General features: G+C 63.5%; 18 protein-coding genes. 7 read left to right on the top strand and 11 right to left on the bottom strand.

The features are described 5' to 3' along the window. Positions 1-63: 63 nt before the first annotated feature. The 3 genes from ASG39_RS17020 (at position 64) to ASG39_RS17010 (ending at position 4109) form a co-directional block, all read left to right on the top strand. Entirely contained in the window at positions 64-867 is an 804-nt protein-coding gene (locus tag ASG39_RS17020; RefSeq protein ID WP_062596165.1) for an NAD(P)-dependent oxidoreductase, read from the top strand. Between the two features lie 58 nt (positions 868-925). Then, on the top strand, positions 926-1651 hold the full coding sequence (locus ASG39_RS17015; RefSeq protein WP_062596164.1) for a hypothetical protein: 726 nt from the start codon (positions 926-928) through the stop codon (positions 1649-1651). Positions 1652-1883: 232 nt separating this feature from the next. Next, positions 1884-4109, top strand: a complete 2226-nt coding sequence (locus ASG39_RS17010) for a PAS domain S-box protein (protein ID WP_062596163.1) — start codon at positions 1884-1886, stop codon at positions 4107-4109. 55 nt (positions 4110-4164) lie between these two features. On the opposite strand, the gene ASG39_RS17005 is transcribed toward ASG39_RS17010, so the two are convergent. The 4 genes from ASG39_RS17005 to ASG39_RS16990 all read right to left on the bottom strand — a co-directional run bounded on the left by ASG39_RS17005 (position 4165) and on the right by ASG39_RS16990 (position 7154). Further along, positions 4165-4644, bottom strand: a complete 480-nt coding sequence (locus tag ASG39_RS17005; RefSeq protein WP_062596162.1) for a response regulator — start codon at positions 4642-4644, stop codon at positions 4165-4167. Further along, positions 4641-5747: a PAS domain-containing protein gene (locus ASG39_RS17000; protein WP_062596161.1), complete on the bottom strand. Its 1107-nt coding sequence runs from the start codon at positions 5745-5747 to the stop codon at positions 4641-4643. Before ASG39_RS17000 ends, ASG39_RS17005 begins: the two co-directional genes overlap by 4 nt. 114 nt (positions 5748-5861) lie before the next feature. Beyond that, complete coding sequence (locus tag ASG39_RS16995) at positions 5862-6146, bottom strand: WGR domain-containing protein (RefSeq protein ID WP_062596160.1); 285 nt, start codon at positions 6144-6146, stop codon at positions 5862-5864. A gap of 96 nt (positions 6147-6242) precedes the next feature. Beyond that, positions 6243-7154: a GntR family transcriptional regulator gene (locus ASG39_RS16990; RefSeq protein ID WP_062596159.1), complete on the bottom strand. Its 912-nt coding sequence runs from the start codon at positions 7152-7154 to the stop codon at positions 6243-6245. 192 nt (positions 7155-7346) lie between these two features. On the opposite strand from ASG39_RS16990, the gene ASG39_RS16985 reads away from it, so the two are divergent. From ASG39_RS16985 to ASG39_RS16975, 3 genes are all read left to right on the top strand, one after another. Further along, positions 7347-8501, top strand: a complete 1155-nt coding sequence (locus ASG39_RS16985) for a D-mannonate oxidoreductase (protein ID WP_062596158.1) — start codon at positions 7347-7349, stop codon at positions 8499-8501. A gap of 110 nt (positions 8502-8611) precedes the next feature. Next, positions 8612-9622, top strand: a complete 1011-nt coding sequence (locus ASG39_RS16980; protein WP_062596157.1) for a zinc-binding alcohol dehydrogenase family protein — start codon at positions 8612-8614, stop codon at positions 9620-9622. Positions 9623-9624: 2 nt separating this feature from the next. Then, on the top strand, positions 9625-11148 hold the full coding sequence (locus ASG39_RS16975) for an altronate dehydratase family protein (RefSeq protein ID WP_062596156.1): 1524 nt from the start codon (positions 9625-9627) through the stop codon (positions 11146-11148). 27 nt (positions 11149-11175) lie between these two features. Here the strand turns inward: ASG39_RS16975 and ASG39_RS16970 are convergent, their stop codons facing one another. The 7 genes from ASG39_RS16970 to ASG39_RS16940 form a co-directional block, all read right to left on the bottom strand. Continuing rightward, positions 11176-12018, bottom strand: coding sequence for a GGDEF domain-containing protein (locus ASG39_RS16970; RefSeq protein ID WP_062596155.1), 843 nt, complete (start codon positions 12016-12018; stop codon positions 11176-11178). Between the two features lie 179 nt (positions 12019-12197). After that, positions 12198-13292, bottom strand: a complete 1095-nt coding sequence (gene ugpC / locus ASG39_RS16965) for a sn-glycerol-3-phosphate ABC transporter ATP-binding protein UgpC (RefSeq protein ID WP_062596154.1) — start codon at positions 13290-13292, stop codon at positions 12198-12200. Further along, a complete protein-coding gene (locus ASG39_RS16960; RefSeq protein WP_062596153.1) occupies positions 13289-14116 on the bottom strand; it encodes a carbohydrate ABC transporter permease in 828 nt (275 codons plus the stop codon). Before ASG39_RS16960 ends, ugpC begins: the two co-directional genes overlap by 4 nt. Next, positions 14113-15015 carry a sugar ABC transporter permease gene (locus ASG39_RS16955; protein ID WP_062596235.1) on the bottom strand — a complete coding sequence of 301 codons (903 nt, stop codon included), beginning with the start codon at positions 15013-15015 and terminating at the stop codon, positions 14113-14115. Before ASG39_RS16955 ends, ASG39_RS16960 begins: the two co-directional genes overlap by 4 nt. A 166-nt stretch (positions 15016-15181) precedes the next feature. Next, positions 15182-16414 (bottom strand): sugar ABC transporter substrate-binding protein, encoded by a 1233-nt coding sequence (locus ASG39_RS16950; RefSeq protein WP_062596152.1) that lies wholly within the window; start codon positions 16412-16414, stop codon positions 15182-15184. A 61-nt stretch (positions 16415-16475) separates the two neighbouring features. Then, positions 16476-17378 carry a sugar phosphate isomerase/epimerase gene (locus ASG39_RS16945; protein ID WP_062596151.1) on the bottom strand — a complete coding sequence of 301 codons (903 nt, stop codon included), beginning with the start codon at positions 17376-17378 and terminating at the stop codon, positions 16476-16478. Then, positions 17375-18427, bottom strand: a complete 1053-nt coding sequence (locus ASG39_RS16940) for a Gfo/Idh/MocA family oxidoreductase (protein ID WP_277995973.1) — start codon at positions 18425-18427, stop codon at positions 17375-17377. Before ASG39_RS16940 ends, ASG39_RS16945 begins: the two co-directional genes overlap by 4 nt. Before the next feature lie 124 nt (positions 18428-18551). On the opposite strand from ASG39_RS16940, the gene ASG39_RS16935 reads away from it, so the two are divergent. Further along, positions 18552-19568: a LacI family DNA-binding transcriptional regulator gene (locus ASG39_RS16935; protein ID WP_062596234.1), complete on the top strand. Its 1017-nt coding sequence runs from the start codon at positions 18552-18554 to the stop codon at positions 19566-19568. Positions 19569-19650 lie beyond the last annotated feature (82 nt).

Raw genomic sequence — 19650 nt, 5'->3', positions numbered from 1 at the left:
CGATCTGTTGACGCGATTCCAGCAACCTGTATGATAAGTTTGACAACAGAGGAGGAATTGCCGTTGAAACGACTGCTGGTAACGGGCGCTGCAGGTGGCCTCGGCCGTGCGATGCGCGAACGACTGGGCAAGTTGGCGGACATCGTTCGGCTGTCGGACATCGCCGATCTCGGAGATGCCGCGCCGAACGAGGAACTGATGCCCTGCGACCTCGGCGATGCCGATGCGGTGATGGCGCTGGTCGAGGGCTGCGACGGCATTCTGCATCTCGGCGGCATCTCGGTCGAGGACACGTTCTCCAAGATCCTCAACGCCAACATTGCCGGCCTCTACAATCTCTACGAGGCCGCGCAGGCGCATGGACAGCCACGGATTCTCTTTGCCAGCTCCAACCACACGATCGGTTTCTACCGGCAGGACGAGCATATCGACACCCGATCGCCGATGCGGCCCGACGGGCTTTACGGCGTCTCCAAATGCTTCGGCGAAGCTCTGGCGCGGATGTATTATGAGAAATTCGGCCAGGAGACGGCGCTGGTCCGCATCGGCAGCTGCTTCGAAAAGCCGAGAAATCATCGGATGCTGGCAACCTGGATGTCGTTCGACGATTTCGAGGCTCTGATCGGCCGGGTCTTCCATGCGCCGATGCTCGGTTGCCCGATCATCTGGGGCGTCTCGAACAATGATTGCTCCTGGTGGGACAACAGCGCAGCCGCCTATCTCGGCTGGCGTCCGAAGGACAATGCCGAGACATTCCGGGGAGAACTCGACGCGGCGATCCCCATGCCCCCGAAAGACGACCCGGCCGCACTTTACCAGGGCGGACCTTTCGTGGCAGAGCCGATCCATAGAGATCGCAAGGCCTGATCCCGGGACGACGTCCGGATTGTACCGCTACGATCGAGAACAGAGAAGCGAGGCGCACATGGGCAGGGATCTGGCAGACATTCTGGTCGAGGCCATCCGGAACGACGGGACGATCGACGGCGACGCCATCTCGCAACCGGACCTCGCGGAGGCCTACGCCATCCAGTCGGCCGTGATTGGTCAGCTCGGCGTTACACCGCAAGGCTGCAAGCTCTCGCTGCGCGACGACGGCGTGCTGAGCGCACCGCTTCTGTCAGCCACCGAGACCGCCAGCTTTCCCTATCAACCCGAGGTGAAGCTGGAAGTCGAGATCGCGATCGTTCTCGGCCGCGATCTCCCGGTGCGGGCGCAGTCCTACAGCCGGCAGGAGATCCGGGAGGCGATCTCGAACGTGCGCATGGGGATCGAGTTCGTCCGCAGCCGTTATGTCGGCGGGCCGCAGGGCCGAACGGGCTTTCTGGTTGCGGACCTCATGAGCAATGCCGGTTACCGTCTCGGACCGGCACTCGATGTCGCAGTCCTCGATGAAGATCATGATGCGGAACATCTGCAGGTCACAGCGGGCGACCAGTCTCTCTTCGATGCGCCGGGCCGGCATCCGGACAAAGACCCGCTGGCCGCCCTCGTTGCCTATGCCAATGACGGGCACCGCCCGGCAGAGACATTGCGACGGGGCACTGTCGTGACGACGGGTTCGCTCTGCGGCGGCCTGCTGATATTGAGACCCGCGACCGCCTCGATCCGCCTCGGGCGTCAGGCTTGGGCGATGGATATCCTCGGCTAGGCGGTGCCGCGCCAGACGATCCGGTCCCGCGCGCGAAGACCGGCGGTTCACCACAGATCGACATTTTTGCCGTTCTTCGTCGCCATCGACGGGGCCGGACGCATGTTTCCTTCAGAACATGCTTGAAATACCGGCATTCGGTCGTATGTCTCAGCCGAACGTCGCAGCCGCTGGATAGTCCCTCTGGCGCGGGTCCGGGAAGATCGATCGTATCAAGGTCGACAAGGTCAGGATGAACGCCGAAGAACTTGCCGCCCAACGCATCGCCGCGATCCGTCGCAGTGGCCTTCTCGACAAGGCCGGAAACGAACAATTCGGACATCTGACCGAGCACGTTCGCGTCGCACTCGGCGTTCCCGTCGCCATCATTTCCATCGTAGACGAGAAACGACAGGTCTTTGCCGGACATTGCGGCCTACCGGAACCTTGGGCGTCGCTGGGCGAGACACCGATCACCCACTCTTTCTGCCAGCATGTCGTGAGCACGAACGCCGTTCTGACGATCGAGGACGCGCGGATCGACGACCTTGTTCGCGACAATATGGCGATCGATGATCTCGGCGTCGTCGCCTATCTCGGCGTTCCCATCTGTCTGCCGGACGGGCAGCTCATCGGCGCGCTCGCGGCGATCGATACCAAGCCACGCATTTGGGTGGAGCGGGACCGACACGCGTTGGAAACGCTTGCAAACGTCGTCGAGAAGCAGATCGAGGTCGGCGTTTCCGAACTCATGTATCGCTCGCTCTTTCACGACATGCAGGAGGGCTATTACGTCGCCAGCGCCGTGCGCGACGCCACCGGCGATATCGTCGACATCCGCTTCGAGGACGTCAATCCGGCCTTCCAGCGTCTGACGGGGATGACGCCGAACACGGTCCGCGGGGCGACGCTCTCGCAGGTCGCGCCGGGGGTTCTCGACGACATGATGCCGGCCTATCGCACGGTTTTCGAGCATGGCGAGCCGATCGTCCACGTGAACAGGGCCACCGAAATCGGCGGAAAATGGTTCGAGAACCGCATCCGGCGGATCGGTGCGGACCAGATCGCCTCCGTTTTTTCCGACGTGACCGCCCGCAAACAGGCGGAAGAACGCCTGCAGAAGAGCGAGGCGCATTGGCGCGGGCTCTTCGAGCAGCTGGAGGAAGGGTTCATCCTCGGCGAACTCATCCGCCGCAGCGATGGCGAGGTGATCGACTGGCGCTATGTCGAGGTCAACCGAGCCTGGGGCGATCTCGTCGGCGTCGCGCCGTCCTCTGCCGTCGGGCGAACGGTTCGGGACGTTTTTGCAGGGGCCGAAGACGCGTGGATTCCCGCGTTTGCAGAGGTCGTCCGATCCGGGGAACCGCTCGTCTTCGTGCGGCAGGTCGGCGAGACCGGTCGCTGGTACGAGGGGCATGCGCAGCCTCTCGACCAGGAACGCTTCGTCGTTCTCTTCGTCGAGGTGACCGAGCGGCTGAAGCTCGAAGCCGAACTTCGCGACCAGCAGAGACAGCTCTCCACGATCATCGATACCATGCCGGTCGGCGTCCTTCTGGCCGAGGCGCCGACGGGTCGCATCATCCTCCAGAACGAACGGTCACAGCAATTGCTGGGTCACGATGCGACGGCAGCACGATCGGTCGAGGACTACGACATCTTCGTCGCCACCAACCATGACGGCTCGCCTTTCGACCCGCGACACTATCCGTTGGCGCGGATCATGGCCTGGGAGTGCGACCGCGCCAAGGCCGAGGTGCTCTATCACCGGCCGGACGGCAGCAAGACCTGGCTCTCGATCGTGGGCGAGGCGATCAAGGATCTATCGGGCGAACTTTCGGGCGCCGTCGTCGCCGTGACGGACATTTCGGACCGCAAGGTGGTCGAGGCCGAGAAGGAACTGATCAACCGGGAGATGGCGCACCGGCTGAAGAACATGCTCGCCATGGTGCAGGCCATCGCGACGCAGACCCTGCGACCGGTGACCGAGCAGGCGCACGTCCGCACCTTCGAGAAGCGGCTGCATGCGCTCAGCCGTGCCCATGACGTCCTGCTGCACGACAATCACGATTCGGCGCCCATCCAGGCGATCATGGCGACCACGCTCGAAAGCGTGGCCCCTGCGGAACGGTTCGATCTGCGCGGCCCCCGCACGATCGTCGGGCCGAAGGGTGCGCTGTCGCTCGCCTTGCTGTTGCACGAACTCGGCACCAATGCGGTCAAATACGGCGCCTTGTCGAACGAGCATGGCCGCGTCGCGATCGATTGGCTGATCGAGGGGAAGGGCCCGGAACGTTCGTTGCACGTGACGTGGCAGGAGACCGATGGACCGTCGGTCACGCCGCCCGAGCGTAAAGGCTTCGGCTCGAAGCTGCTGCGCATGGGCCTGGCAGGCTCCGGCGGCACGGATGTCGATTACGCACCGTCGGGCCTCGTTGTGAAAATGCAGGCTCTGCTGACGCAGCTTCAGCAAACGGAGTAGGTGCGCTCCGGCGTTTCTTGCGAGAGAGCTCGAGTGGCGCTCCCTTCCTTCGAACCTATCCGTCCATCTGGGATCTGGCCGACCAGATTTCGAGCACCGATGGCGCGGCGACGAAGCTCGACGGTTGGCTGGACGCAGGTGGCGGATCGGCGATGCCTTCGCCGAGGTAGTTGAGCGCAGACATGAACCCGCTTCGGGAAAACGGCTTGGCGATGACGCCATGCGCGCCGGAAAAATCCTCCGGAATTTTCTTCGGGTTCGCGGTGACGAACACGATAACGGCAGACGGCCAGCGGTCCTGGATCAGCCGCGAAACATCGAGCCCGTTGGTGCCGCGGGCAAGCTGCATATCGACCAAAGCAAGGTCCGGCGCCGGCTCGGTCGGCATTGCCTCGACCTCATAGAGCGATGCAGCCTCGCCGACGACGCTGTGGCCCGCTTCCTCGACCATCATCTCCACATCCATCGCCAACAGGGGCTCGTCCTCGACGATGAGCACCTGCAAAGCCTTGAAGGGTGTGGGGGAGGGGGTCATGATGTGTGCTCCATTTCCGGTATTCTCAACGTCACGCGGGTGCCCGTCGGCAGGCGGTCCCAGGCGACGGTCGTGCCGCTTTGCGGCGACAGGCGTTTGATCAAGGCATGGCCGAGGCCTGAGGACGCCGGATCCATGATCAGACCGACGCCGTCGTCCTCGATCGACAAGGTGGCTTCCTCGCCGTCTCGCGTCGCGAAGATGGAAACCGATCCCGCCCTGTTCTCCCGCAGCCCATGCTTGATGGCGTTGGTGAGAACTTCGTTGAGGATCAGTCCGAGCGCCGAAGCATGCTCGGAACGCACTTCGATCGGCTCGATATCGCATCGCAGGCGGATATTGCTGCGGCCGCTTGCGCCGATCACGTCGGAGGCGAGATTGGCGGCGAAGGCGGCAACGTCGAAGCGCGTCACGTCATCCGCCTGGTAGAGCCGGCGGTGAACGGTGGCCAGCGCATCGATCCTCTCCATCATGGTCTCGAGCTTTGCGCGTATATCCGCATCGTCGATCGAGCGGACCTGCAGCCGCAGCAGCGCGCCGATCATCGTCAGGTTGTTCTTGACGCGATGATCGACCTCGTGAAGCAGCAGGGTCTTGGCTTCCAGCGCTTTTTCGAGATCGGCCGTCCGGCGCTTCACCTCGCTGTCGACGGCCGCCTTCTGAGCGGCGATCGTCTCCTGTGCCATGACGCGGTCGGTCACATCGAGTTGAGAGGCGAAGAAGAACTGGACATCGCCGCTTTCGCCGCGAACGGGGCTGAGGAACAAAGCGTTCCAGAAGGTCGAGCCGTCCTTTCGGTAGTTCAGCAGATCAACGTGAATGCTTTCCGCGGCATCGATGGCGGCACGGATCCTTGCGACGCTGGACCGGTCTGTGCCTTCGCCCTGTAGGAAACGGCAGTTCCGGCCGATGATCTCCTCGCGGCTGTAACCGGTCAGGTGCTGGAACGCCTCGTTGCAGAAGACGATCGGATTATCGGGCTGCGCGGGATCGGTAATGACCATCGCCATACGCGTCGCGCGGACAGCTGCGGCAAACGGGTCACCGCGGCCATGCTCGTAATCGAGGATTTCCGTCAGATGCCAATCGTCTTTCTGGCTCATGCGTACTCCAGGCGCCGAAAAGAAGGCAGTTACAACGGCACCTCACAATGCCCTCGTACCGCCCTTTGTTCCGGCCATATGAGAATCTGCGAAATTGCCAGGTCTGAGTCTCGGTCACGCAAGGCAATACGCGGCGGCGGCGTGATTGGATTTCACGGCTCTCGGCACGTAGCCTCTATCTCGCTTCCGGCGCGCGACGGCCAGGAACAGCGTCACGGCGTCTGCCTCGTTCTCGAAAAGATGGATCTTCTCGCGTCCCGTGGTCCCGATCCGACCCCAACGACGCACCAGGGACGTCTTCCCGAACAGAGATGGTTCGATCGAGAGGGCATAGAACCGGGCCATATTTTTCGCAGGCTGGGTGCGCTCGATGTAGAGATAGAAGGGGTGCTGGCTCATGCCACAAGAATCGCCCGGCAGCCCTGCAGCGTCCAACCAAACTTATGAATCGATCCTAGGCGTCCGATTCATCCGCGTGATCGATACTGGAAACGTTCAGAGCGACGGCGGCTTCTTCAGGCGCAGCTCGATGGAGCGCAGCAGATTGGAGCGAGCCGTCTTCAGATGTTGGCGGCAGGCACGGTCGATCGCCTTCAGGTCGCGGCGCAGCAGAGCCTCGATATAGGCGAGGTGTTCGCTCAGCGCCGTAAAGGCGCGCTGCTTCTCGTCCTCGGCGTCCCACTGCGCGTTGTAGTGAAACAGCATCGAGATGATGTCGTAGAAATCCTTGATGAAGCGATTGTCGGCGGTTTCGTGCACCGTGCGGTGGAGGCGCTCGTCCAGATCCGGAAACAGGGCATAGCCCGTGTCGATGTCCGCCAGCAGCGCCCGATGTTCTCTCTCGATCGTCCGCATGCGCTGCCAGGGCGGTGACGGATCGGGAAGGGCGATGAAGCTGCGCGCCGCGCGCAGCTCGAACATTTCGCGCACGTCATAGATCTCGTGGGCGAAGGCCGGCGTGACGCCTTTGAAGAGCCAGGCGCTGTTTGGCCGTCGCTCGATGAGGCCGAAATGCTGGAAATGCGGCAGATGCTCGCGGATGATCGTGGTCGATGTCCCGAATTGCCGCGCCAGTTCCGCCGCCGTCAGCAAATGGCCGGGGCCGATATGGCCTTGCAGGATCCATTCGAGGAAGCGCCGCTCGACCGTGGCGCTGGTGGACACGGTCTGCGTATCGGGAAAGGCATCCGTCGGTTCGGGACGACGCGTCAGACGGCGCGATGCCCCCTGGCGCGTGAGGATGCCCGCGGCTTCCAGCCCGGCCATGACCGCCCGGATCGTCGTGCGGCTGACCGAGAGAGACTGCGAAATCTCGTTTTCGGACGGCATCTCGGCGCCAGGCGCAAGGGTCTCGCAGATCGAAAGGCAGCCATTGTAGCTCCGCTTGTAGACGGCATTCCCTTTCACCCCAGTGCCTCCCAGCCTGTTTCGTCAGCAGCCCATCCTGTCTATTGCATCAAGCAAACACAATAAAACGTTGCGCGCCGCCTTGCTCTTTGCATATAAAATGCAAGGAAGACCGGGGAGGGTCAAGCGCATGACGAAAAGACGGAGCGACGGGACCATCGGGTTGGTGCTCCGCGTCAGGACCATGCGCACGTGAGCACCCGGATCATCCAGTTCGGAACGAGCCGATTTCTCCAGGCGCATGTCGATCTTTTCGTTCACGAGGCGCGGGAGGCCGGTCAGGCGATCGGACCCATCACCATCGTGCAGGTGTCGGGCGCCCCGGAGCGTGCCGGTCGCGTCGCAGCCTTCGGCCGACCCGAAGGGTACCCCGTCATCATTCGCGGCATCGAAGCCGGCGAAAGGGTCGAGCGTCGGATCGCGGTCACATCCGTCGATGGCGGTCTCTCGGCCGAGGCCGATTGGGCAAGGCTGAAAGCGCTTTTCGCCGCGGACGCGGCCTTCGTCGTCTCGAATACGGGCGACCGCGGATACGAGGTGCCGGCAGGCGATCGCAGCGCGGCGCTTTTGTCAGGCCGCGTGCCTGCTTCCTTCGTCGGCAAGCTCACCGCATTGCTGCATCATCGCTGGCGGTCGCAGGGTGGTCCGCTCACCGTGCTGCCCTGCGAGCTCTTGAACCGCAACGGCGACAGGCTGAAAGAGGCGGTCCTTTCGCTTGCCACGGACGCCGGCGCGGACGACGCGTTCCGCGCCTCTGTCGAGACCGATATCCTTTTCGCCAACACGTTGGTGGACCGCATCGTTTCCGAGCCGATCGAACCCGTCGGCGCGGTGGCCGAGCCCTACGCCCTCTGGGCGATCGAGGCCAAGCCGGGGCTGTCGCTGCCGTTTCACCATCCCTCGGTCGTCCTGACGGACGATCTCGAATCCTTCGAACGGCTGAAACTGCACATCCTCAACCTCGGCCACACCGTTCTCGCAGAGATCTGGCTGCGCGAAGGCCGCGCGCCGGACGAAACGGTCCGGGCCCTCCTGCAGGATGCCGCCATTCGCGAACGGCTGCTCGCCGTCTATCGGCAGGAGGTCGTGCCGGGCTTTGGCGCACACGGCATGGCCGACGCGGCCAAGGCCTATGTCGATGTCACACTCGAACGGTTCGACAACCCGTTTCTCGATCATCGCGTGGCCGACATCGCTCAGAACCACGGCGTCAAGATCGAGCGGCGCATCGCGGCCTTCCTGGCCTGGGTCGCACAGTCGGGTGAAACGCCTCCGGCACCGATTTTGCGCAACCTCGTCGCCGCACAGAGCGACGCCACGATCGAGACGGGAAGGGCCAAGGCTTGAGCGACGGCGACCCTGCCCAGACCTGATGACGACGCTATTCTAGAAGCCGGGTCTTCCGGCTTCTGCCCTGAGACGAGACGAGACGACGAACGATCTGCTAAGGTGATGTCATGAAAGCCCTGATCTGCAACGAGCCCGGCCGTCTTTCGGTCATCGACCGTCCCGTTCCCGTGGCGGCGCCGGGCGAGGTGCTCGTCCGCATCCGTCGCGTCGGAATCTGCGGAACGGACTACCACATCTTCCAGGGCAAGCATCCTTTCCTCGAATATCCCCGGATCATGGGACATGAACTCTCGGGCACCGTGGAGCGCGCGCCCGAGGGCAGCGCCCTGAAAGCTGGCGAAGCCGTCTATATCGTGCCCTATCTCTCCTGCGGAACCTGCCATGCCTGCCGCAAGGGCGTGTCGAATGCCTGCCAGACCATCGCCGTGCTCGGCGTCCATCGCGATGGCGGCATGGCGGAATATCTCTGCGTGCCGGAAGGAAACGTGGTGTCCGCCGGAAGCGCCTCGCTCGATGCCGCCGCCACCATCGAGTTCCTGGCCATCGGCGCGCATGGCGTGAAGCGCGGCAGCGTGTCCGCGGCAGACCGGGTTCTCGTGGTCGGTTCCGGGCCGATCGGCATGTCGGCGATCATCTTCGCCAAGGCGCGCGGCGCCCATGTCACCGTCATGGATGTCCGCGAGGATCGCCTGGGCTTTACCCTCGACCGGCTGGGCGCCGATGCGACGATCAGGGCCGATGCGTCGGCGGAGGCAGAGGCGTCGCGAATGACGGGCGGCGACTTCTTCGACGTCGTCATCGACGCGACCGGCAATGCCACCGCCATGCAGCGCGGCTTCGGTTTCCTCGCGCATGCCGGGCGATACGTGCTCGTCAGCGTCGTGCGCACGGACATCACCTTCTCGGACCCCGAGTTTCACAAACGCGAGGCGACGCTGTTTGCCAGCCGCAACGCGCAGGCCGACGATTTTGCCGAGGTCGTGCGCCAGTTGGCGGCCGGCCGCGTGCCGGTCGACGCGCTGATCACGCATCGTGGCGCACTGGCCGACGGACCGGAGCTGTTTCCGCAGTGGTTGCGCCCGGACGCCGGCACCATCAAAGCCATTCTGGAGGTCTGACCATGCCGACGCCCCGTGTCCTGCGCCTCAACGATGCCGACAACGTGGTCATCGCCATCGACCGCGTGTCGAAGGGCGACCGTCTGCCAAACGGCGTGGCGGCGCGCAGCGCGGTGGGCAAGGGGCACAAGATCGCGCTCGTGCCGATCGCCGAAGGCGAGCCGATCCGCAAGTTCGGCCAGATCATCGGCTTCGCCGCGGCCGCGATCGCCCCGGGCGACTGGGTGCACGAGCACAATGTGGCGATCCATGATTTCGCTCGCGACTACGCCTTTGCCACCGAGGCTCGCCCCGACGGCGGCCTCTTGGCGGGCGAGGTGCCGGAGACATTCCAGGGCTTTCGCCGCCCGGACGGGCGCGTCGGCACGCGCAACTATATCGGCATCCTGTCGTCGGTGAACTGTTCCGCCACCGTCGCCGGCTTCATTGCCGAGGCGGTGGAACGCTCCGGCATTCTCCGGGATTATCCGGAGATCGACGGCGTCATCCCGTTCACCCACGGCACCGGCTGCGGCATGGCCTCCACGGGCGAGGGGTACGACATCCTTGCACGCACCCAGTGGGGCTATGCCACGCATCCCAATCTCGCGGCCGTCCTGCTCGTCGGCCTTGGCTGCGAAGTCTTTCAGATTCCGCGCCTGAAGCAGCAATATGGGATCGTCGAGGGCGATCATTTCCAGAGCCTGACGATCCAGGAAACCGGGGGCACACGCCGCTCGATCGAGGCCGGTGTGGCACGCGTCCGCGATCTCCTGCCGGTTGCCGCAAAGGCGCGTCGCGAAACCGTCGCTGCGTCCGAAATCACGCTCGCGCTCCAGTGCGGCGGTTCCGATGGCTATTCCGGCCTCACGGCAAATCCGGCGCTCGGCGCGGCGGTGGATCAGCTCGTGCGGCAGGGCGGCACGGCCATCCTCTCCGAAACGCCCGAAATCTTCGGCGCAGAGCACCTGCTCACGCGGCGGGCGGAAAGCGAGGCGGTCGGCCGGAAGATCGTCGATCTGATCGATTGGTGGACGGAATATGCGGCGCGGGCCGGTGGCGAGCTCAACAATAATCCTTCGCCCGGCAACAAGGCAGGCGGGTTGACCACGATCCTCGAAAAGTCGCTCGGCGCCGTCGCCAAGGGCGGCACGTCGACCCTGCGCGGCGTCTACGGCTATGCCGAACGGATCGATCGCAAGGGGTTCGTCTACATGGACACGCCGGGCTACGATCCGGTCGCCGCCACCGGGCAGGTGGCAGGTGGCGCCAATGTCATCGCCTTCACCACCGGCCGCGGTTCGGCCTATGGCTGCAAGCCGACTCCGTCGATCAAGCTTGCCACCAATTCCGATCTCTACCGCCGCATGGAAGAGGACATGGACATCAATTGCGGGGACGTCCTCGAAGGCGTTTCGATCGAGGAAAAGGGTCGCGAGATCTTTCAGACCGTCCTGCGCGTTGCCTCCGGCGAGCGCTCCAAGTCCGAGGAGCTCGGCTATGGCGCAAACGAATTCGTTCCCTGGCAGCTGGGCGCCACGATGTAACAGGGAGCGTTAGACTCGCGGGCCCGGTTACGCCGACTGGACCGAGTGCACCGGAGAATGGTGGCTGGAACCCCTGCGGATCGGCTCGGGGATTTCGGTCTCGTGCAGAACCTGGTTTCGGCCGGACGACTTGGCGAGATAGAGGGCCTTGTCGGCTGCTGCAAAGAGCTGCGCGAACTCTGTGTGCTGCGCAAACTCCGCGACCCCTGCAGAGACCGTAACGACCGTATCGACATCGCCAAGGTCGATAACGGTGCCCGCGATACGGCTCACGGCTGCTCCGGCAAGGGCCAGGCGATCCGCGTCGTGCATGCCTGTGACGAGCACCGCGAATTCTTCGCCGCCAATCCGGGCAACCACGTGCGGCGTCTGGAAAATCGCCTTGAGAACGGCGGCGACCGACACGATCGCCCGATCGCCGGCCTCATGTCCAAAGCTGTCGTTCAGCGCCTTGAAGCGGTCGATGTCGAAAATGACGAGGGACGCGGGGCCTCGATGGTGCGCATAGGCATCGAGGAAGGCGCGGCGGTTGAGGAGGCCAGACAGCTGGTCGGTCCGGCTCAGTTCCTCGAAGCGTGCGCGGGAGATCGAGAGGTCGTGGATCGCGAGACCGACGATATAGAGGACGGTGAAGATCAGCGGTATGCCGAGCAGGGTGGTGATCAGCGCGCCGACGGTGGCCGCCGGCACGAGCGGGTAGGGCAGCAGGCCGAACCGATCGAGGACCACATGTCCGATCACATTCAGGATATCGCCGACGAAGATGACACCGACGGCGGAGCGCATGGCGATCGAAAACACATCGCGACGCGACGCGAAGGCGTTGGTTGCGCAGAAGGCGAGTATCTGGCGTTTCACCCAGCCGATCATGGCGTGAGATCTCCTTTATGCCGCAGCCTAGTGAGCATCTTCTAATAAATTACCCTAGATGTGGCGGTCCTCCTTCTCTTGAGCCCTGAAAGGTTTTCACTTCACGCCTGAAAGCCTCGCAATTCACGGAAGTCGCTCGGCGTGCTTTACGGAGTCTTATCGCTTCCCTCGTTGTCGCATCATCCTGTCAGCATCTCGATGCGGGCCTCGGTTTCCGCGTCGAAGACGTGAACGTGCTGCGGAGCGATACCGATTGTGATCATGTCCCCGGGCGCGACCGGGCTGCGGCCATTGGTGACGAGGACGATCTCCGGCTTGCTGGCGGTGGTGATGTAGCTGCTGGAGCCCGTGCTTTCGACGGCGGCGACCCGAAGCCGGATCGGGCCCGCGCCGGTCGGATCGATCACCAGATGCTCCGGTCGAAGGCCCGCGATCAGCGGCCGGCCGGCGGCGATCGGGCGATCGAGGGCAAGCCTCTGCCCGTCGCCGAGATCGAGCAGCAGCGACCGCCCGTCGTCGCCGGCGACCGCCGGCACGAAGTTCATGGCCGGCGAACCGATGAAACCGGCGACGAAGCGGTTGACGGGTCGGTCGTAGAGATCGAGCGGCGCACCCTGCTGCTCGATGATGCCCTGACGCATCACCACGACATGGTCGGCCATGGTCATCGCCTCGATCTGGTCGTGCGTGACGTAGACGGAGGTGGCGCCCAGCCGGTCGTGCAGCGCGCGGATCTCCTTGCGCATGTGGACACGCAGGGCCGCATCGAGATTGGAGAGCGGCTCGTCGAACAGGAACGCCTTGGGATGGCGGATGATGGCGCGGCTCATGGCGACGCGCTGGCGCTGGCCGCCGGAGAGTTCGCGCGGATAGCGACCCATGAGGCCGGAAAGACCGGTGGTGGCCGCGACGTCCTCGGCCGCCTTCTTCGCCTCGGCCTTCTTCACGCCGCGAATGCGCAGGCTGTAGGTCAGGTTCTCCTCCACCGTCATGTGCGGGTAGAGCGCATAGGACTGGAAGACCATGGCAAGATCGCGCTTGCGCGGCGGCACGTTGTTCATTCGCTCGCCGGCGATGAAGAGGTCACCGCTGGTGATGGACTCTAACCCTGCCATGGAGCGCAGCAGCGTGGACTTGCCGCAGCCGGACGGGCCGACAAGCGCGACGAACGAGCCCTTCGCGATGCGCAGGTCGATATTCTTCAGGGCGTGATAGGCGCCATAATGCTTGTTGACGGCTGTCAACGCGATCTGCAGGTCGGTCTGGTTGCTCATTTGAGGGCTCCCGAGGTGAGGCCGGAGACGATGCGGCGCTGAAGCAGGACGAAGATGGCCAGGATCGGCGTCACATACATCGAGGCAAACGCCAGGATGTTGTTCCACTCGTTGGTGTTCGGCCCCATGAAGGAATTGAGCCCGACGCTGGCCGGCTGGAGCTCGATGTTCTGGATCATCGACTTGGAATAGACGAACTCGCCGAAGGCCTGCATGAAGATGAGGATGCCGCTGACGAGAATGCCGTTGCGGGCGAGCGGCAGCACGATGTTGAAGAACGCACCGACGCGCGAATTGCCATCGACGAGCGCGGCTTCCTCGAGCTCCATCGGCACGCTCATGAAGGTCGAGCGCACAAGCACCACGTAGAACGGCATGCTCTTTGCCGCGATGGCGATGATGACGGCGGTTCGCGGGGTGTTCAGCAAACCGAGCTGGGAAAAGCCGACGAAGATCGGGGTGATCAGCAGCGAGGCCGGCAGAACCTGCAGCATGAGGATGAGAAACAGGCCGACATCGACCCAGCGGCTGCGGTATCGGGCCAGCACATAGGAACAGCCCGTGCCGAGAAGCACGATGAGCGCGACCGAGCCGGCAGCGATCACCAGCGAATTCCACATGTAGCGACCCATGTCCCGGGATTCCCAGACATAGCTGTAGACGCTCCACTGCGGATCGACCGGGAACAGGCCGGGCGGCGTTGCAAACATCGCCGAACCGCTTTTCAGCGACGTGACGTACATCCAGTAGAGCGGAAAGAGATAGACGGCCGCGAGGATGCAGGCGATCGCCAGCATCAGCCGGTGTTTCGACACGTCGCTCATCCGCGCACCTCGTGCCGTGTGGACCTGACATAGACGATGGACGCGATCATCACGAAGACGATCATGACCACCGAAATGGTCGCGCCCTGCGCGAAGTCGTATTGCCGGAACGACAGCTCCCACGCCCAGTACTGGGTGACGTTGGAGGCATTGTTCGGCCCGCCGGAAGTGATGGCTGCGAACAGGTCGAATTGCTGCAGGGTAAAGATCAGCCCGAGGGAGATGACGGCACCGATGGTCGAGCGCATCATCGGCAGGGTGATCGTCGTAAATCGCTGGATGGCATTGGCGCCGTCGAGTTCCGCCGCCTCGAACAGGTCTTTCGGAATGGCGGAAAGGCCGACCGACAGGAGGATCATGTTGAACGAGGTGCCGAGCCAGATATTGGCGATAATGACGGCCCAGAGCGCATAGGCCGGATCGGAACGCCAGAAAATGTTGCCGTCGATGATGCCGAGCGTGTTCAGGAGGTAGTTGAGAACGCCGAAATCGCCGGAGAGAATCCAGTTCCAGATGGCGCCGACCACGAGGCCGGGCATGACCCAGGAGACGAGAAACAGGCCGCGCAGCCACGAGGCGCCGGGAAAATTGGTCCAGAAGAACAGCGCGAGCCCGAAGCCGACGACGAACTGACCGGCGATCGAGGCACAGACGAAGATCGCGGTGTTCTTGAGGATCGGCCAGGTCTCCGGCTGCGAGAACAGCGTCACGTAGTTCTTGAAACCGACGAAGGGCCGCGCGAAGGAACCGAGGCTGAACATGTCGACCTCCTGGAAGCTCATGATGACGTTATAGACAAGCGGCAGACCCGCCATCACGAACAGGAAGGCGAAGGGGAAGACGATCAAGGCGATATCGAAGCCTTTTCCGTCCGCAAGACTGGAGAAGATGCGTTTCATCGTCGCTCCCATCAGAGCTTTTCCGGGCAACGGGGCGCGGTCCCGCGGTGGTCATGCGTCGGAATGAGGTTGGACAGGGTGCAGGCGGTGCCCGAACACGGCACCGGAGGAGGCAAGCGGACCTTGGACCTCCTCCGGTCACCATGCTCTCCGGGAGGAAGCCCGTTTAGCCGAGAACCGACTTGATTTTCTCTGCCGCCTGGTCGAGCGCGTCCTGCGCACTCATCTGCCCGGTCAGCGCGGCCTGGATGGCATTCTGGATGGCCTTGGAGATTTTCGGCCATTCCGGATGAGGGCCGCGCGGCTTGGCATATTTCAGCTGCTCCACGAACACCTTCAGCGCCGCATCCTTCTTGTCGTTGCCGGTCGGAGGAATGGCGATATCGGAGCGGGCGGGCAGCTGGCCGAAGTCCTTGAACATCCGGTCGTCCTGCGAGGCGAAATATTCGAGCACCTTGAAGGCTTCGTCCGGATGCTGTGTGGTCGAGAAGATCGCCCAGTTGAAATCGCCCATGGCGGAGGAGCGCTCGGCGCCGGCTTCCGGCACGGGAAGCAGGGTCACGGCCCAGTCGAACTTCGCCTCGGTGCTCATGCGGTCGAGCTCCCACGGACCGGAGATGACCATGGCGGCATTGCCGGAATTGAAGGTGCCGGTGGAATCCCACTGGCCGCGCGTCAGCGTGTCGGGCGAGGCGAGCTTCTCGTCCATGATGGTCTTCCAGGTTTCGAGCGCCTTCACGGCACCCGGCGCATTGATCGTTTCATAGGAGGCGCCGCCCATCTGCGCCCAGGGCAGGAACTGGAAGGTGCCTTCCTCGTTGGCCTTTGCCGAGAAGGCCAGGCCATAGACGTTCTTGGCCGGATCGTTCAGCTTGCGCGCGGCATCGAGCAGCTCCGCCCATGTCTGCGGCGGCTTGTCGGGATCGAGACCTTTCGCCTTGAACATGTCCTTGTTGTAGTAGAGCGCGATCGTGTTCGTGGCCTTCGGAATGCCGAAATACTTGCCGTCCCACATGACGGAGGCGAGCGGGCCGGGAAAATAGTTCTCGGTCTTGACCACGGTCGAGGCAGCGATCTTGTCGCTCAGGTCGAGAAAGGCGCCGCGCGACGAGAAGAGCGCGTGCTCCGGATTGTCGATCGCGATGATGTCGGGCGCCTGACCGGTCGAATAGGCGCGCATGGCCTCGCTGACAACGTCGTCGAACTGGATCTGGCGATGTTCGACCGTAATGCCGTTCTTCAGCGCGTTGAAATCCTTGATGAGGTTCGGTGCCGGCTGGATATCGCGGTCGAGCGTCCAGACGGTGATCTTCACGTCTTCGGCGTGCGCGACGGGCACGAACGTGGAAGCGGTGGCCAGTGCGAGCGCACCGGCGGCAAGCCAGGTCTTCATGGTCATGTTCTCCTCCTTGGTTTACGGGTTTTCCTCCGGGCGCCATCCTCCATGGCGCCCGGCCGTCTCACTGCGGGTCGGTCACGAAAGTTCCGCCCCGGCATGTCTTAAGATAGTTCAGGCCGTGCACCTGCCCGGTCATTTCCAGCGCGTCGCGATAGACCGGATCGTGCCAGCCCTCGATGTCGATCGAACCGGACCAGCCGGCGAGGCGCAGTTCCGAGATGATGTCGGTCCAGTTGCTGTCGCCGAAGCCCGGCGTGCGCATGAGCACGAACTTTTCCTTGCCGAAGATGCCATGCTCGCGGATGACATCCCAGCGGATCGTCGCGTCCTTGCCGTGAACGTGGAAGATCTTGGATGCCCATTTGCGGATCTGCGGCAGCGGGTCGATCAGGTAGACCATCTGGTGGCAGGGCTCCCATTCGAGCCCGATATTGTCGTCCGGGGTCTCGTTGAACATCAGCTCCCAGGCATCCGGGTTGTGAGCGATGTTCCAGTCGCCGCTCTGCCAGTTGCCGTCCATGGCGCAATTCTCGAAGGCGATCTTCACGCCCTTGTCGGCGGCGCGGCGGGCAAGCTCGCTCCAGATCTCGCGGTAGCGCGGCAGGCTCTCGGGCAGGGGCTTGTCGCGAACGCGGCCGGTGAAACCGGCAACGCAGGTGGCGCCGAAGTGATGGGCATTGTCGATGCAGTCCTTCCATCCCTGCAGCGTCTGCAGGTCGAGGTCCTGCTCCTCCAGCGGATTGCCGAACATGCCGATGGTGGAGATCGTGATGTCGCGATCCCCGATCGCCTCGCGGCAGCGCTTGCCGAGGTCTGCCAGATCCTGCCCGTTGGTGGTCTGCCAGAAGAAGGGCTCGAAGCTTTCGAAGCCGAGATCGGCGATCTGCCCGATGCGGGTGGCCGCCTGTCCGGCGCTCGCGCTGATCATGGTGCCGACGCGGATGGAATTTGCGGGATTGTTCAAGACTTTTGTCCTTCTGCTGAAAGATCGACGGCAAGGCCGGTCCGGGCGCTCTCGATGGCACCGAACACCATGGAGAGGCTCTTGATATTGTCGTGCCCGATCGTCTCCGGCTCGCCGCCGGTCTCGATCGCGCGGATGAAATCGAGGAGGACGCTGGTATGCCCGAGCGTTTCCGCTGCGTCGGCGGCGTCCGGCATCGGCAGGGCGCGGGCGCCGTGGAGAAGGCCGAGCTCGTGACCGGAAACCGTGACATCGAACATGTCCTCGCCGTCCCAGGTCATCATGCCCTTCGAACCGACCAACCGCCATTCGCTCTCCCAGCTCGTGCGTCGGCCTTCCGCGCACCAGGAACCGCGATAGGTGAAGACGGCATCGTCCGACAGCTTGAAGACGGCATTGGCCGCAGCGCCATGCGCATACCACGAGCCCACGGGGTTGGTTTCCACGCAATAGACCGACAGTGGCACTTTGCCGGACACGAAGCGGGCGGCATCGAAGGTGTGGATTGCCATGTCGAGCAGCAGCACGTTCTGCATCTGGTCGCGAAAGCCGCCGAAATGCGGGGCGAGGAAGAAGTCGCAATGGACCGCCGTCAGCGCGCCGATCGCGCCGCTCTCCACGAGCCGCTTCATGCGCCGCACGCCGGAGATGAAACGGCGGTTCTGGACGATGGCGTGGAGACGGCCGGCCTTTCGGGCGAGATCGAGAAGCTCGCGGGCCTCGTCGAGCGAGGTCGCCATCGGCTTTTCGCTCAGCACGTGGCATCCCTGTGCGAGCGCGGCGGAGACGACGGCGCGGCGGGCTGCGGGAATGACGACGTCGAAGACGATCTGCGGCTGCGTCGCTTCCAGCATCGAGGGCAGGTCGGTTCCGATCGCGGCATCGCAGAGGCCGAACTCGCGGGCGAGCGCTTCCGCCGTGGCGCGATCGAGATCGACCAGGCCGACGATCTCGATGCGGCTGCGGAGAAGCGGGTCTGCGGCAAGCGCCTTCAGCCAGCCTTTGGCCATAGCTCCGCACCCGCATAAAACGGCTCTGTATGCTGTCACTGAAGTCCTCCCGAACGGGATCGAAACTCCTCTTTCGATCGCCGTAAACGTTTACGAGACTATGGACAGAAGAGGGTTCGTGTCAATAGGATTTGTCGAAAGCGAAGGATTGATGACGGTGGTGGTGAAGGGCATACGGCAGTTGGCCGAACATCTGGAGATCTCGATCGGTACGGTTTCGCGTGCGCTGAACGGGAAGAAGGACGTCAACGAAGAGACGCGGCGGCGGGTTCTCGAAGCGGCCGAGCGGCTCGGCTACGTCGCCAATCAGTCCGGCCGGGCGCTGCGCAAAGGCTCGACCGGCGTCATCGGCTTCATGATGCAGACCGGCCATGAGATCACGGGGGAGGGCGATACCTTCTTCATGAGCGTATTCGATGGCGTGCAGACGGTGTTTGCCCGACACGGGCTGGATCTGGTCGCGCTGCTCTGCTCCTCGGAGGAGGATCCGGATGCCTATCTCGAGCGGGTGGTGGCGCGCGGCTTTGCCGATGGCATCATGCTGTCGGCGACGCGGCGGATCGACGAGCGCTTCGCCCTGCTCGACCGACGCAAGATCCCCTTCGTCTCCCTCGGCCGCAGCCTTACCGATGTCGGGCAGCCCTTCATCGATCTCGATTTCGAAGGCATGGCGACGACGGTGATGACGCGGCTGGCGCAGCGCGGCCACCGTCGCATCGCGGTGCTCCGCCCGCATGACGACCTCAATCTCGGCCATGTCTTTCTGGAGCGTTGCCGCACGGTGCTGGCCGAACACGGGCTGGCCTTGGAGGAAGGCCTGATCTTCACCGCATCGCCCAACGAAGCTGGCGGCTATCGCGTCGGGCAGGACCTCGCACGCCATCCCAACCGCCCCTCGGCCATCGTCGTGCTGAACGATGGCAGCGTCACCGGCCTGTTCCATGGTTTGGAAGCCGCCGGTCTCACGCCCGGCAAGGATATCGCCGTCATCGGCCTCCACAGCCCGCAGGCTCGCTATCTCTCGCCACGCCTGACCTGCTTCGACCTGTCGCTTCGCGATCTCGGCATCTCGCTCGCCGAAACGCTCCTTGCCAGCATGCCCGCCTATGCCGCCCTCTATCCGAACGCCGCCCATCGCCAGCTCTGGCCGATGGCGCTGATCGATGGTGACAGCGGTTGAATGTCAGACGTGAGCATGGCATTTTTCGCCGTCGCATGCACCTTACGAAGACCTGTGCATGCTTATTTTCTGACCTTGCTAT

It is taken from the genome of Rhizobium sp. Leaf371 (assembly GCF_001424045.1).
In the GTDB taxonomy this organism is placed as follows: Bacteria; Pseudomonadota; Alphaproteobacteria; order Rhizobiales; family Rhizobiaceae; genus Ferranicluibacter.
This window is presented reverse-complemented; position numbering and strand designations above follow the sequence as displayed.

Coding starts and splice junctions, on each gene's coding strand:
- ASG39_RS17015 (WP_062596164.1), top strand. CDS start 926: ATGGGCAGGGATCTGGCAGACATTCTGGTCGAGGCCATCCGGAACGAC.
- ASG39_RS17010 (WP_062596163.1), top strand. CDS start 1,884: ATGAACGCCGAAGAACTTGCCGCCCAACGCATCGCCGCGATCCGTCGC.
- ASG39_RS17005 (WP_062596162.1), bottom strand. CDS start 4,644: ATGACCCCCTCCCCCACACCCTTCAAGGCTTTGCAGGTGCTCATCGTC.
- ASG39_RS17000 (WP_062596161.1), bottom strand. CDS start 5,747: ATGAGCCAGAAAGACGATTGGCATCTGACGGAAATCCTCGATTACGAG.
- ASG39_RS16995 (WP_062596160.1), bottom strand. CDS start 6,146: ATGAGCCAGCACCCCTTCTATCTCTACATCGAGCGCACCCAGCCTGCG.
- ASG39_RS16980 (WP_062596157.1), top strand. CDS start 8,612: ATGAAAGCCCTGATCTGCAACGAGCCCGGCCGTCTTTCGGTCATCGAC.
- ASG39_RS16975 (WP_062596156.1), top strand. CDS start 9,625: ATGCCGACGCCCCGTGTCCTGCGCCTCAACGATGCCGACAACGTGGTC.
- ASG39_RS16970 (WP_062596155.1), bottom strand. CDS start 12,018: ATGATCGGCTGGGTGAAACGCCAGATACTCGCCTTCTGCGCAACCAAC.
- ugpC (WP_062596154.1), bottom strand. CDS start 13,292: ATGAGCAACCAGACCGACCTGCAGATCGCGTTGACAGCCGTCAACAAG.
- ASG39_RS16960 (WP_062596153.1), bottom strand. CDS start 14,116: ATGAGCGACGTGTCGAAACACCGGCTGATGCTGGCGATCGCCTGCATC.
- ASG39_RS16955 (WP_062596235.1), bottom strand. CDS start 15,015: ATGAAACGCATCTTCTCCAGTCTTGCGGACGGAAAAGGCTTCGATATC.
- ASG39_RS16950 (WP_062596152.1), bottom strand. CDS start 16,414: ATGACCATGAAGACCTGGCTTGCCGCCGGTGCGCTCGCACTGGCCACC.